The organism is Pseudoxanthomonas koreensis, assembly GCF_041890415.1.
Classification (GTDB): Bacteria; Pseudomonadota; Gammaproteobacteria; order Xanthomonadales; family Xanthomonadaceae; genus Pseudoxanthomonas; species Pseudoxanthomonas koreensis_A.
On sequence record NZ_CP169056.1, the window covers coordinates 339,423 to 352,590 of the forward strand.

General features: G+C 69.1%; 15 protein-coding genes. 3 read left to right on the forward strand and 12 right to left on the reverse strand.

From position 1 onward, the window contains the following. Window positions 1-64: 64 nt before the first annotated feature. On the reverse strand, window positions 65-1,198 hold the full coding sequence (locus ACEJ41_RS01585) for a PilT/PilU family type 4a pilus ATPase (RefSeq protein ID WP_374013054.1): 1,134 nt from the start codon (window positions 1,196-1,198) through the stop codon (window positions 65-67). Between the two features lie 100 nt (window positions 1,199-1,298). Between ACEJ41_RS01585 and ACEJ41_RS01590 the strand changes: the two genes are divergently transcribed. Then, the gene (locus ACEJ41_RS01590) at window positions 1,299-1,694 is read left to right on the forward strand and encodes a DUF4398 domain-containing protein (RefSeq protein ID WP_374014035.1); all 396 of its coding nucleotides are present in this window, start codon (window positions 1,299-1,301) and stop codon (window positions 1,692-1,694) included. Beyond that, window positions 1,691-2,590, forward strand: a complete 900-nt coding sequence (locus ACEJ41_RS01595; protein ID WP_374013055.1) for a hypothetical protein — start codon at window positions 1,691-1,693, stop codon at window positions 2,588-2,590. Before ACEJ41_RS01590 ends, ACEJ41_RS01595 begins: the two co-directional genes overlap by 4 nt. 132 nt (window positions 2,591-2,722) lie before the next feature. On the opposite strand, the gene ACEJ41_RS01600 is transcribed toward ACEJ41_RS01595, so the two are convergent. Then, on the reverse strand, window positions 2,723-2,938 hold the full coding sequence (locus tag ACEJ41_RS01600; RefSeq protein ID WP_374013056.1) for a YdcH family protein: 216 nt from the start codon (window positions 2,936-2,938) through the stop codon (window positions 2,723-2,725). Between the two features lie 516 nt (window positions 2,939-3,454). Here ACEJ41_RS01600 and ACEJ41_RS01605 point away from each other — a divergent pair. Then, entirely contained in the window at window positions 3,455-4,831 is a 1,377-nt protein-coding gene (locus tag ACEJ41_RS01605; protein ID WP_374013057.1) for a pyridoxal-phosphate dependent enzyme, read from the forward strand. Between the two features lie 394 nt (window positions 4,832-5,225). Here the strand turns inward: ACEJ41_RS01605 and ACEJ41_RS01610 are convergent, their stop codons facing one another. The 10 genes from ACEJ41_RS01610 to gspG are packed head-to-tail and all read right to left on the reverse strand — an operon-like array spanning window position 5,226 to window position 13,094. After that, window positions 5,226-5,765 carry a hypothetical protein gene (locus tag ACEJ41_RS01610; protein WP_374013058.1) on the reverse strand — a complete coding sequence of 180 codons (540 nt, stop codon included), beginning with the start codon at window positions 5,763-5,765 and terminating at the stop codon, window positions 5,226-5,228. 17 nt (window positions 5,766-5,782) lie between these two features. Continuing rightward, complete coding sequence (locus ACEJ41_RS01615) at window positions 5,783-7,963, reverse strand: secretin N-terminal domain-containing protein (protein ID WP_374013059.1); 2,181 nt, start codon at window positions 7,961-7,963, stop codon at window positions 5,783-5,785. Between the two features lie 10 nt (window positions 7,964-7,973). Next, window positions 7,974-8,453 (reverse strand): hypothetical protein, encoded by a 480-nt coding sequence (locus ACEJ41_RS01620; protein ID WP_374013060.1) that lies wholly within the window; start codon window positions 8,451-8,453, stop codon window positions 7,974-7,976. Beyond that, window positions 8,450-9,049 (reverse strand): hypothetical protein, encoded by a 600-nt coding sequence (locus tag ACEJ41_RS01625; RefSeq protein WP_374013061.1) that lies wholly within the window; start codon window positions 9,047-9,049, stop codon window positions 8,450-8,452. Before ACEJ41_RS01625 ends, ACEJ41_RS01620 begins: the two co-directional genes overlap by 4 nt. Next, window positions 9,046-10,155: a hypothetical protein gene (locus ACEJ41_RS01630; RefSeq protein ID WP_374013062.1), complete on the reverse strand. Its 1,110-nt coding sequence runs from the start codon at window positions 10,153-10,155 to the stop codon at window positions 9,046-9,048. The genes ACEJ41_RS01625 and ACEJ41_RS01630 overlap by 4 nt, the downstream gene beginning before the upstream one ends. After that, window positions 10,073-11,167, reverse strand: coding sequence for a type II secretion system protein GspK (locus tag ACEJ41_RS01635; RefSeq protein ID WP_374013063.1), 1,095 nt, complete (start codon window positions 11,165-11,167; stop codon window positions 10,073-10,075). The genes ACEJ41_RS01630 and ACEJ41_RS01635 overlap by 83 nt, the downstream gene beginning before the upstream one ends. After that, window positions 11,157-11,741, reverse strand: coding sequence for a type II secretion system protein J (locus ACEJ41_RS01640; RefSeq protein ID WP_374013064.1), 585 nt, complete (start codon window positions 11,739-11,741; stop codon window positions 11,157-11,159). The genes ACEJ41_RS01635 and ACEJ41_RS01640 overlap by 11 nt, the downstream gene beginning before the upstream one ends. Further along, the gene (locus ACEJ41_RS01645; RefSeq protein WP_374013065.1) at window positions 11,741-12,175 is read right to left on the reverse strand and encodes a type II secretion system protein J; all 435 of its coding nucleotides are present in this window, start codon (window positions 12,173-12,175) and stop codon (window positions 11,741-11,743) included. Before ACEJ41_RS01645 ends, ACEJ41_RS01640 begins: the two co-directional genes overlap by 1 nt. Further along, window positions 12,172-12,642, reverse strand: coding sequence for a prepilin-type N-terminal cleavage/methylation domain-containing protein (locus ACEJ41_RS01650; protein WP_374013066.1), 471 nt, complete (start codon window positions 12,640-12,642; stop codon window positions 12,172-12,174). The genes ACEJ41_RS01645 and ACEJ41_RS01650 overlap by 4 nt, the downstream gene beginning before the upstream one ends. Continuing rightward, entirely contained in the window at window positions 12,639-13,094 is a 456-nt protein-coding gene (gspG, locus tag ACEJ41_RS01655; protein WP_374013067.1) for a type II secretion system major pseudopilin GspG, read from the reverse strand. The genes ACEJ41_RS01650 and gspG overlap by 4 nt, the downstream gene beginning before the upstream one ends. Window positions 13,095-13,168 lie beyond the last annotated feature (74 nt).

Consider the following 13,168-nt stretch of genomic DNA (forward strand, 5'->3'; position numbering starts at 1 on the left):
GGCTCCTGCACGAGCGCTCCTCCTGTAGGAGCCCGTCTTGCGGGCGACCGCGGCGATGCGTGCCTCAGCCGAAACCGTGGGTGATGGTGGGCGAGGACGGGCCGTTGATGTCGGCGTAGGGGTCGTGCTCGCCTTCGGCGCCTTCGGACAGGCGGAACTTCAGCGCCAGGCCATCGCGCGAGTCGGCTGCGCGCAGCGCCTCCTCCTGCTGGATCTGGCCCTGCTTGACCATCCGGAACAGGCACTGGTCGAAGGTCTGCATGCCTTCTTCCAGCGACCCCTCCATCGCCTGCTTGATCTCGTGCACCTGCCCGCGGCGCAGCAGGTCGCGGATCATCGGGGTGTTGATCAGCACCTCGCTGGCCGGCAGGCGGCGCTCGTCCATGCCCTTGACCAGGCGCAGCGACACCACCGCGCGCAGGTTCAGCGCCAGGTTCATCAGGATGTTCTTGTGCGCACTCTCGGGGAAGAAGTTGAGGATGCGCTCGATGGTCTGGTCGGCGTTGTTGGAGTGCAGCGTGGCCAGGCACAGGTGGCCGGTTTCGGCGAAGGCGATCGCCGCCTCCATCGTGGTCGCGTCCAGGATCTCGCCGATCAGGATCACGTCCGGCGCCTCGCGCATGGCGTTCTTCAGCGCGTTGTGGAAGGCGTGCGTATCCAGGCCCACCTCGCGCTGGTTGACGATCGATTTCTTGTGCTTGTGCAGGTACTCGATCGGATCCTCGATGGTGAGGATGTGGCCGGTGATGTTGCTGTTGCGGTGGTCGATCATCGAGGCCAGCGCGGTGGACTTGCCCGAGCCGGTGGAGCCGACCAGCAGCACCAGCCCGCGCGGGGTCATGATGATGTCCTTGAGCACCTGCGGCAGGTTGAGCTCCTCGATGGAGGGGATCGCGCTGCGGATGGCGCGGATCACCATGCCTACCTCGCCGCGCTGCTTGAACACGTTGACCCGGAAGCGCCCGGCATCGGCCAGGGCGATGGCCATGTTCATCTCCAGGTCGCGCTCGAACTGCGGCACCTGGCCCTCGTCCATCAGCGAGTAGGCGATTTTCTTGACCATGCCCGGAGGCAGGCCGGTATTGCCCAGCGGGTAAAGCTTGCCTTCGATCTTGATGTAGACCGGAGCCCCGGTGGTCAGGAACATGTCCGAGGCATTTTTCTCGGTCATCAGCTTCAGGAAGTAGCCGATATCCATTGCGCGACGATCCCCAGTTGAATGGCCCGCAACCGTGCCATTGCATGCGCGGCGCCAGCTTCCGACAATGGCCGCCACCCTTATGGACGCGGCGTTCCCCATGAACGAACCTAGCTTCGCACAATTCCGCGTGTGCCTGTATGCGCTGGCGCTCGCTTTCGCGTTGCCGGCCATGGCCCTGGCCCAGGCCCTGCCCGAGGTGCAGCAGGCCGAGCAGGCGATCCTGCAGGCCCAGCAGGCCGATGCCGACCACTACGCCCCGGACCTGCTCGAAGGCGCCCGCCAGACCCTGGTCCAGGCCCAGCTCGCGGCCGCGTCGCGCAGCCGCAGCGAGCGACGCCAGGCACCGGCCCTGGCGGCCCGCGCTGCCGTCGACGCCGACCTGGCGCGGGTGCGCAGCGAGCAGGCCAGCATCGAAACCGGCCTGTTGCAGCGCCGCAATGAAATTGCCGAGTTGAACAGGCGGCTGGGCCAGCACGGGGAGGGCGCGCCATGAACACTCTTTCAAGGACCCTCTGCGCAGCGGTGCTGGGCGCCGGCCTGCTGGGCCTGGCCGCGGCGCCGGCGCGGGCGGCAGACGATGCCGATGTCACCCGGCTGCAGGCGCGCCTGGCCGCGCTGCAGGACGACCCGGCCCTGGCACGCGCCGGGCTGTACGAGCGGATGGATGCGCAGCGCGCCCTGGTGGCGCTTTCCAAGGCCCGCCGCAGCGAGCGGCCCGAGGCGCTGTACCTGGCCGAACGACGGCTCGAGATTGCCGAGCTGGCCGCCGCCAACGAGGCCGCCCGGGCCGAGCTGGTGCGGCTGGACCTGCGGCGCAGCGAACTGCTGCTGGCGGCAAGCCGGCGCGAGGCCGAGCATGCGCGCCGCGAAAGCGAGCGCCTGCGCATCCAGGCCCAGATCCAGGCCGAGGAGGCCGAGCGCCTGCGCATCGCCGCCGAAGCCGAAGCGGCCGCGCGCAGCGAAGTCGAACAGGCGCTGGGCAAGGCCACCGGACGCCAGGTTGCGCAGCTGAGCGCGGCGCGGCGCAAGGAGGCCGGGTTGGCGCGCCAGGAGGCCGAGCTGGTGTCCGGAAGCAAGTTGCCGGCGTCGCGCTTCGAGGGCCAGCGCGAAGTGTTCACCCTGCCTGGGTCCGCCTATGCCCCCGGCAAGTCCAGCCTGAGCGGTTCGGGTACATCGGCGGCCGCCGCGCTGGCGGCGTACCTGCAGATCGGCAAGGGCCAGGCGCGGGTGGTGGCCTGGGGCAACGACGCCAAGCTTGCCCAGGCCCGTGCCGCCGCGCTGCGTGATGCCCTGGTCGCCGGCGGCGTGCCCGCCGCGCGGATCAAGGCCGAGCGCAAGGCGGGGGCGGCCAGCAACGCCCGCGCCGCCGAGGTCAGCGTCGACCTGTAGCGGCACGCAGTATCGGGATGCATGCACAGCATGCAGTCACCGCATGCAGTCACGGCATGAGTTGCGGCGGGCATGCACCCGCCAGGGCGGCGGCGGATCCGATGCCGCCACCGCCCGGACCAGCGTCAGCCGTCAGTGATCGCGGTCGTAGATGCGCAGCAGGCGCTGCTTGGCCACCAGCTTCTCGCGCTTCATCTGGCCAAGCGTGTTGGTGTCGATCGGCAGTACGCCGAGTTCGGCATCCATCACTTTCTTGTTCAGCAGCTTGTGGCGCTGGTAGAGCTGCTTGAACTCCGGATCGCGCTTCATCAACGCGTCGATCTGGTCCTGCGGTTGCCCTTCGAACATGTATCCACCTCCTGGGAGTGGCGCGTCCGTTGCAGGGGCCGCCGGCCTGCCTGGCCGGCGGAAAACGAAACGCCCCGAACCTTGCGGCCGGGGCGTTCTGGTGGAGCGGGTCCGATGCGGGTGGCTCTGCCGGACACCACCGGTCGGGCTGCGAAACCCGGCGGCGGTCTCCTGTGGCGGAACGGATGGCTGCATCGGGCAGTGGCTCCGGTCATCCGGAAGGCGGAAGCACCCTCCGGATAATCGACCCTACTCCAGCCATCAAGTGGCGGCAAGCGGCCATCGACGGATTTGCGACCGGCGCGCGTGCAGGTCCCATGACACGCCGAGACTGGCCAGGCCCGCAACGCATTCGCGCAGCCCGCAGCCGCACTGCGCGTGCCTCCATGGCGTTGCCTCGGCACCGGCGATCGCCGGCGATACGGGCGTTCGCGCTGCGCCACCTGACGCCGATGGCTGTTCCGGCGGATAATCGAGGTTCCGCCGCCTTTTCGCGGCCACGTCACCGGAGCGATGATGGCCCCGTATGCCTCCGTGCTCGATCTGATCGGGCGCACTCCCATGGTCAAGGCCCTGCACCTGGATACCGGCGCGTGCGAGCTGTACCTGAAGCTGGAGAACGCCAACCCGGGTGGATCGATCAAGGACCGCACCGCGCTGGCCATGATCGAGGGTGCCGAGCGCCGGGGGCTGATCCAGCCGGGGGCCACGCTGGTGGAGGGCACCGCCGGCAACACCGGCATCGGCCTGGCCCTGGTGGCCCAGCAGAAGGGCTACCGGCTGATCCTGGTGGTGCCGGACAAGATGAGCCGGGAAAAGATCTTCAACCTGCAGGCGATGGGCGCGCAGGTGGTGCTGACCCGCTCGGACGTCGGCAAGGGCCACCCGGACTACTACCACGACAAGGCGGCGCGCATCGCCGCGCAAACGCCGGGCGCGTGGTTCGTCGACCAGTTCGGCAACCCGGACAACCCGGCCGCGCACGAGGCCGGCACCGGGCCGGAGATCGTGCAGCAGATGGCCGCGGTCGGCGGCTTCGACGCGGTGGTGGTCGGCTGCGGCAGCGGCGGCACCATGACCGGCCTGTCGCGCTGCTTCGCGCGGATGGCGCCCCAGGCCGAGCTGGTGCTGGCCGACCCCGCCGGCTCGATCCTGGCCCAGTACGTCAACGAAGGCGTGCTCAGCGACCACCTGGGCAGTTGGATGGTGGAAGGTATCGGCGAGGATTTCCTGCCGGAGGTGGCAGATTTCGGCCGGGTGAAGCAGGCCTATTCCATCACCGACACCGAAAGCTTCCACGCCGCGCGCGAACTGCTGGCACGCGAGGGCATCCTTGGTGGTTCATCCACCGGCACCCTGCTGGCCGCGGCGCTGAAATACTGCCGCGCGCAGGCCACGCCGAAAAAGGTGGTGGTGCTGGTGCCCGATACCGGCAACAAGTACCTGTCGAAGATGTACAACGACGACTGGATGCTGGACAACGGCTTCCTCGAACGCCCGCGCCACGGCGACCTGCGCGACCTGATCCCGAACCCGCACGGCGCCAGCAACACGATTGTCGTCGAGCCCGACGACATGCTGGTCACCGCCTACCAGCGGATGAAGCTGTACGACGTCTCGCAGCTGCCGGTGATGGAGCACGGGCAGCTCACCGGCATCGTCGACGAGAGCGACGTGCTGCTGCATGTGTATGGCGACGAGGCACGTTTCCGCGATCCGGTGCGCACCGCCATGGTCGGCAAGCTCGACCGGCTGGACGTGAAGTCGCCGATCGAGGCGCTGCTGCCGGTGTTCGACCGCGGCCAGGTGGCCATCGTCACCGAGGGCGATACCTTCCTCGGCCTGATCACCCGCATCGACCTGCTCAACTACCTGCGGCGACGGGTGCAGTAGCCCCGTTCGACCGTGTGCCCGCCCCGTGTAGGAGCCCGTCTTGCGGGCGACCTCGCAGCACGTAACGACCTCCGCGCGTCACGCCTCGCAGCACGTAACGACCTCCACCGCGTCACCCCTCGCCGCGGTCGCCGGCAAGGCCGGCTCCTACAGGAGGCGTTCCGGAGCCCATGTCCGTTGCAGGAGCCTCGTCTTGCGGAGGTGTTGTAGGAGCCGTCTTGCGGGCGACCTCGCAGCACGTAACGACCTCCACCGCGTCACCCCTCGCCGCACGTCACGACCTCCACCGCGTCACCCCTCGCCGCGGTCGCCGGCAAGGCCGGCTCCTACAGGAGGACCTGCGGGCATGCCGGTCGCCGGCAAGGCCGGCTCCTACAGGTGCCCGCCCAGCGTGTCAGCGGCCCTTGGCTTCGCTGAGCAGCTTGCACTGCACATTGACGCCGTCGCGGCCGGCGGTGTTCAGGGTGTCCCAGTAAAAGTCGCAGGCCAGCAGGTTGTTCGGGGTGCTCTTGCGCCCGGAGGTGGTGTTCACCATCACCTGCGGCTGGCCGATGATCTGGTCCAGGCGGCTGCGGTCCACCGCTGATTCGGGCAATTCCACCGCGCCGCTGCCATCAAGCTCGAACACCTTCTTGCCCAGTTCGATCATGCCCAGCTCGTTCGGCGCCAGGGTGGCACCCGGCGCAGGGTCACCGCCATAGATCACTTCCACCCGCACGGTCTCGCCGCTGGACTTGAGCGACTGTTCCGCGGTTGGCGACAGGGTCACGTTTACCTTGAGCGCGACGACCTCCTGCGGCGGGGCAGGTGCCTGCTCCTGGGTCGCAGCGGCAGCCGCGAGCTCCTGGGTGTCGTCGTCTTCGGCTTCGCGCCGGGCGCAACCGGTGGCGACCAGGGCAAGCATCAGGCAAAGCGTGGCGGTTCTTGCGTTCATGGCGGGGGCCTGGATGGTCAGGGATTCACGGGGGTAAAGGGCTGCGGCAGCGCCGCCGGCGGATACGGGGCGGGCGCCGCACCCGGTACGGGTTGAGGCCCGAGCGCGCGGTCGAGGTCGAGCAGGTCGAAGCGCTCGATCACCGCCTGGCTCAGCTCGGTCGCGCGCTCGTCGCTCTCCACGATGTAGGGGACGATGATCAGGACCAGCTCGGTGCGGTTCTTCTTGACCGACTTGTTCTTGAACAGGCTGCCCAGCAACGGCACGTCCTTGAGCCCGGGGATGCCCGAATCGGTATCGGTCCTGCGGTCGGAGATCAGGCCCGCCATCACCACCGAGCCACCGTCGCGCAGGCTCAACGACGTGTTGAGGCTGCGATTGAAGATCGACGGCGAATTGGCGGTGGCGCCATCGTCCATGGGCAACGCCTCGCTGACCTCCTGGCTGATGTCCAGGTCGATGCGGTCGTCCGAGTACACCGTCGGCTTGATCTTGAGGATGATGCCGGTCTTGCGGTACTGGATCGACTGCAGCAGGTTGGTGCTGCCCTCGGTCTGCTGGTTCGAGGTGGTGGTCATCGTCACCGTCGGCACTTCGGTGCCCACGTCGATGTTGGCCTCGTTGCCGCTTTTCACCAGCAGTCGGGGCGTGGACAGGATGCTCACCCGGTTGTCGTTGGCGAAGGCGGTCAGCGCGGCCCGGTTCTGTCCGGCCACGTCCAGCAGGTAGGTCAGTCCGCCGCCGGAAGCGCCCGGCGAGGACCCGCCCGAACCGGTGCCCTTGAAGATGCTGCCGTCGAAGCGCCCGAAGCCGCCCTTGGCGAACCAGCTCAGGCCGTATTCGTTGTCGTCGTTGAGGGTGACTTCGGCGATCGTCACCTCGATCATCACCTGCCGCGGTGCCCGGTCCATCTGCTTGATCAGGGTCATCAGGCGTTCCCATTGCGCCGGGTCGCCCTGGTAGATCAGTGCATTGCGCGGCTCGTCCACCATGATCCCGGAGATGATTCCCGACCCGGACGAGGAGCGGTTGGCGGTGGGTGCGGCCGCTGCATCACTCGCCCCGGCCGCTGCCGTGGCCGCGGCACTGGAGCTCTGCTGCTGGCTGCGGATGCTGGAGGTCAGGACATCGGCAATGTCCTTGGCCTTGGTGTTGCGCACCTGGTAATAGAACATCGACTGGGTGCCGGCGCGCTGGCTTGGCCGGTCCAGTTCGCGCGCCCAGGCCACCGCGTAATCCATGGTTTCCTGGCTGGAGGCGAACACGATCACCGAGTTGGCCGTGGCGATCGGCAGCACGATCACGCTTGAAGGCGAGCCGGCCGTGCGGTTGGCACTGTAACCCTGCAGGTTGAGCACTTCGGTCAGCCGCGCGGACAGCTCCTCGGCCGACAGGAACGCCGGCTCCAGGCGGGTGCTGATGCGACCGCGCATCAGCGGGCGGTCGAACACGCGCAGCGCCTCGATGGCCTGGCGCACCTGGCTGGGGCGGCCGTTGATGAGCACCGCGTTGCGCGCGGTTTCCTCGGTCACCTTGAGTTCGGAACCGAACAGGGTGTTGAGCCAGCGCACCGCATCACCGCTGCGGATGACTTCCAGCTCGATCATCTGGAAGATCGGGCGATGGCTCACCGGCACGTTGGGCAGGGCCTTGCCGCTGATGATCAGCGGCGGCACGGCCGAGCCGCCCTTGGGTGCAAGCCGCAGGTTCACCAGCTTGCCTTCCACGCTGACCGCCACGCCGTATTCGGCCAGCACCTGGCGGGTGAGGTCGAACAGCTCGGCCGGGCGCATGCTGTCGGCGGCATTGAGCGTCACCAGCTCCTGCAGCGAGGCGACCTGCGGCTCGATATTGACGCTCAACCCGAGGATGTTGCCGAACACTTCGTTGGCCAGTACCGGCACCGGCAGGTCCTGCACGTTCACGCTTACCGGGGTGGTGCCCAGCGGCGGCGTGGCATCGCCGCTGTCCAGGCTGGCGCTGGCGCTGCCCGGCATGTTCACCCGCGGGGTCACGGTCTGGACCAGCTCGGTGGGCCCGGTCTGGTTGCCTACCGGTGCGGCCTCCAGCGACGCCGCGGGCTTGGCCGGCAACTCCAGTGGCGCGGGCACCGTGACCTTCTGCGCGGTACTGGCGCACCCGGCCAGAAGGGTGATGGCGAAGACGGTCAGGCCGATCGCACTGCGGGACGGGATCATCAGGCTTCCTCTACTCCGTATCGGGCGTGCCGGAGCTGCACTGGCCGGTACTACGGATGGGTTGGGAACGGTGGAGCTGGTAGACGAGGGTGCAGGCACCGCGCTCGACGGTCACGGTATCGCCTTCAATGCCGGCCAGGCGGCTGCCGTCGGGCAGGGTGGCGCCAGGCTCCAGGCGGAAATTCTGCTTGTTCTTTCCTGGCGTCATCACCAGCGCCACCGGTTGCGGCGTCTGCGCAATGCCGGCCAGGCGCCAATCCTGGCGCTGCTGGCCGTCGCCGCCGGCGGTGTCCTGGCCCAGCCAGCGCAGTTGCCCTGCCTGGGTCAGCGCGTCTGCCGGCAGCCGCTCCAGGGCATTGGCGGGCAACGCCCATCCGGCCGCGCTCTCGCGATTTTTGGGGATCGGTGGCGGTGGCCATGCCGCGCCCACCGCAACGCCCGTCAGTGCGCATGCGGCAATCAGCAGCATCACCCGGCGGCGCAGGTTCATGGCGCCGCCCCGTCATCGGTCGCGGGCAGGCGGTAATACGCACTCATGGCAATCGAAGCGTTGGAGTTGCTGTCGCTGCGGATATCCAGTGATTCGATCACCACCAGGTCGCGGCCGCCTTCGATCCTGCGCACGATGGTCAGCGCTTCGCGCGGACCCATGCTGCCGCGCAGGCTGGCGCGCACGCGCACCACTCCCGGCAATGTCTCCACCGGGGCGGTGCCTTCCACGGCGGTGCGCACCTTCTGCGGGTCCGAGGTGCTGTTGGCCAGGCTCTGCAGCCAGCTCTGCAGTGCGGCCTGTGCGGCACCCGGGGTGTTGGCCGGCGGAATCTGCGCCAGCAGCGCCTCGCGCAGCGCGGTCGACTCCCTGGCCCGCTCGAGCCACACGTCCTGGCCTTGCAGTGCCTTGATCCGGCGCAGCTTGGCCTCCTCGTCGATGGCCTGCTTCTGCGCCGCGACCCGCACCTGGTCCAGCCCCTGCAGCAGCATCAGCGTCGCCAGCACCGCGATCGCCAGCAGCGCCCAGCGCAGCCATGGCGCGGCTTCAAGCTGCCGGCGCAACTGCATCGCCACCGGAGACGCGGCAAGGTTCATGGCGAGGCGGCCGTTGCGGTGTCGGCCACGACGTTGGCGCGGATCACGACTTCGCCACTGCGGGTGAGCAGTTCGGTAGTGACGTCGGCGAACATCGGCGAGCCCTCCCAGGAGGCGACAAGTTTCTGCGGGTCGGCATCGGGCATGACCAGCGTCACTTCGATCCGCTCCGGCGTGGGTTGGTTCCACTGGCGGATCTGCCAATCGCGCCCCGGCAGCAGGCGGCGGGCCTCGGCAAGCAGGACCACGGCGCCGCGGCCCGGATGCAGCGCCAGCACCTGGCTGATGGCGGCCAGATCGCGGTCGCTGGTTTCACGCGCGGCCAGGATCCGCTTGAGTGGTTCGTCCAGCGCCTCGGCCGCCTGGCGTGCCTGCCAGATGTCGATCCTGCTGCGCAGGATGCTGCCCAACTGCGCCGAGGCCACCAGCACGGCCAGCAGGCCCAGCCCCAGGCCCAGCCGCGGCAGGTGCCGCTCCAGGCCGGACAACCCGGACAGCGCCATGCGGCTCTTGCCGCGGCGGCTCCAGGGCTGGCGTGCCACCGCGGCGGGCAGGGCCGATGGCACGGCCGCGCTCGCCGCGTCGGCCATTCCGGCCGATCGCAGGAAGGCCTGCCAGTCCGCCGCCGCAGGCAGCGCCGGCCACCAGCGGTCGGCCACCAGGCGGGCCTCGCGCCATACCCGCGCCTCGATGCCCTCGTTCAGTTCCAGCAGCTCGATCCCGTCATCGACAGCGGTGCTGCCGGTGTACAGCGCCTCGGGCACGAACTCGGTCCGGCGCGCCTGCACGCCGCGCTCGGCCAGCAGTTCCAGTACCCGCGAGCGCGACCAGTACCAGGCTGCGCCGTGTCCGTCCGCTTCCCATGCCACGCCGAACTCGGGGTCGGAAAAGGGCGCCGCACGGCGCACCGCAAGGGCCGCCACGTTGCGGCGTTCCTTGTCCGGCGCCTTGCTGGCGTCAACCCGGGTGAACAGGCACAATCCCCGCCCGACCACGCACACGAGCGCGTCGGCACCGCCTCCCTCAAGCGGGCGGTTCGATTCGATCCCCAGCAGCATCCTGCGGGGCGAGAAGCGGTGTTGCAGTCGCTTCAGCCACGGCGTCATCGGATTGGTCGTCACGCGGGAGGATGACCTCGTAGTCGATCTGCCAGGGCGGGCCGCCGACGGCGAGCGGTGTCAGGCGCCAGTGCGCAAGCCTTTTGGCGCCAAAACGGCGATCACGCAGGATAAGGTTGCCGGATATGTTTGGAAAGAGGGTCAGGCTCTCTTCCATGAACGGCGCGATCGGGAAGGCCTCCCGCAGGGTCCAGAACGAGGTGATCGGCATTGTCCGGCGCATGGCCACCAGCCGCTGCGCGTGCTCGCGGTTCATTCCGGGGATCATTTCCAGCACCTCCACCGGCGCGGTGTTGAGGTTGATCGTGGCACCGCGGGTAGTGGTCAGCGTACGCAGCAGCTGGCCGTCGTCCATCTCCTCCAGCAACCCGTCCCAGCCCAGGATGCGGCGGAATTCCAGCGGCGTGGCCACCGCGCGGTTGGTCGGCGGGGTGCGTCCGGCCTTGAGGTAGTCCTCGCGTTCGGCGCCGCCAAGCCGGTGCAGCGAGTCCGGGTCCTGGTAATCCAGGCGCTTGGCATCCAGTTCGTTCCAGCTGGCCGAGGGCGCGCCGCGGGACGCATAGAACGCGTGGATGATGCTCGACGACATCCAGTTCGGATTCAGCAGCCCGCGGTCGTCCTGCAGTGCAAACTGCGCATCGCCCAGCCCCGCGTAGAACGAGCCGTCCAGCCGGATCTCGTTGCCCAGGGGCAGGGCATGGCGGCCCTCGTCGTCGCCATCGAGCATGGCCAGGGTCACCGGCGGGGTGGGTACCGGCACCAGCCCGCCGATGTTGCGGCGCTGGGTTGCCAGCATGTAAAGCACGGTGTCGCCGGTCGAGCGCATGTCCAGATCGCCCTGGAACCGGTCGATCTCGTCCTGCGCCTCGGCCACCGCGCGGCTGCCGGAGGCCGCCACTGCGCCGGCCAGCAGGGTCAGCACCACCAGCAGGGTCAGCACGATCACCAGGACAAAGCCGCCCTGGCGCTGCATCGTGCGGCGCGGCGGCCTAATAGTCATCGTCGGGCTCATACAGCACGCGGATGGGGTTGCGGATGCCGACGATGCGCGCGCTCCACAGGCGCTGTTGGCCGGTGTCGCTGTCCAGGCGCAGCACCACCCCTGACGGCAGGTGGTCATGCAGGCCCAGCGCAGGCGGCCATTGCGGGTGGAACCTGCCCTCCTTGTCCAGGTACGCGAACTCGGCATTGGAGGCCCGGTCCAGCGGCAGCACCAGCGGATGCCCGGCCTCGTCCAGTTCCAGGCGCACCACGCCCGCGGAGGACACGGCCTTCCATGTCACCGGCGTGGCGCCGCCCTGCGAGTCGAGCAGGGGCTGCAAGGTGACACCGGCAAAGCCCGTTGCATCGCCGGAAAACTCTTCGTCCTCCACCGGCACCAGTGCACGCACCGACGATTCCAGCCAGCTGCGCGCCAACGTGGCCTGGCGCGTCTGCGCGTTGAGGCCGTTGATCGCCGCGTCCGCGCGCCGCCATTGCCCCAGCGACTGGAACCCGATCGCCAGCGCCATGCCGGCGATGATCAGCACCACCAGCATCTCCAGCAGGGTCAGGCCTGCCGCGCGCCGGGCCATCAGTCCAGCTCCAGGTTCGGTGGCCGGGCCACTTCCCAGCCGGTTCGTCGCAGGTCGAACTGGCGCACCATGCGCCCGTCGCGCAATACCTCCACGTCCATCTGGTAGAGGATGAAGTCGAACTGGGTGGGCATGCCAATGCGGCTCAGGCCAGGCCTGCGCTCGGTCAGCGCCTGCGAGCGCCAGCGCACGGTGAGTGGGGCGGCGATGCGCTCGCCGTCGGGCTCGGCCATCGGGTTGATGTCCTCCACCAGGGCCAGTGCCGCGCGCGCGTCCTCGATCGCATGCGCCTGCGCCTGCGCCCGGTTCAGCGCCATGGTGGAGGTGGACAGCCAGCTGTACAGCGCCAGCAGGGCGGTGGCCATGATCACCATGGCCACGATCGCCTCCAGCAAGGTGAACCCGTCCTGGGCCGCGCGCCCGTGCCGGCTCATGTGCTGCCCGTGCCCGCCGGCTCCTGCAACACCCGGCAGAACGGCGCCTCGATGCGGAACGGCAGTACCTGCCGGCGCGTGTGCAGGATGCCCTCGGCGTCCGAGCAGGCCCCGTTGGCGCGCACGCTCAGCGGAACCTGCATCTGCAGCCGCCAGCCGCCGGGCAGCGGCACCAGGTCGGCGTCGCCAGCCGTGGTGCCGGCTTCCGCATCGGCCGCGGCCAGGGTGTCGGGCTGGTCTTCGCTGCCGGGCTCGGCTCCGGCCGCCACCAACTGCAGTGCGCGCCCCTCGTTGCGTGCGCGCAGCGACAGCGCGGCGATGGTCTGCATCACCCGTTCCACCTCGTCGGCCTCGCGCCAGCTCGCGATCATGCGGTAGCCCGCCGGCGCCACCATGCTCGTGGCCAGGGCCAACAGTGCCACCACCACCAGCATTTCCAGCAGCGTGTAGCCCCGGGGCGGGATCATTGGGTGGGCAGTTGGCCGATGTCGGCGTCGTGGCCCTCGCCGCCGGCCTGGCCGTCGGAACCAAAGGAATACAAGGTGAAAGCGTGGTTGCCCGACGGACGCGGCGAGTACTGGTAGGGATTGCCCCAGGGGTCCGGCGGCAGGCCGTCCTCCAGGTACGGGCCCTGCCAGCGCTGCGCCGCGGTCTGGTCGCCCGGCGGCGTCACCAGCAACTGCAGCCCCTCTTCCTGCGAAGGAAAGCGGCCCATGTCCAGGCGCATCGTTTCCAGCGCCCCGCGCAGCATCCGCACCTGGGTCTGGGCGGTCTGCACCTTGGCCTTGTCGGCCTGGCGGAACAGGCGCGGGCCGACCAGCCCCATGATCAGGCCGATGATGACCAGCACCACGATCATTTCCAGCAGCGTGAAGCCGCGTGCGGCGCGACGGGAAGGGGGTGCAGGGCGCTTGTACATGCGGCAGGTCCGGTGGATCACTAGAGGCGCGTGATTCTAGCGCTCCGGGAGCCGGCTTGCCGGCGGCTGCGGAT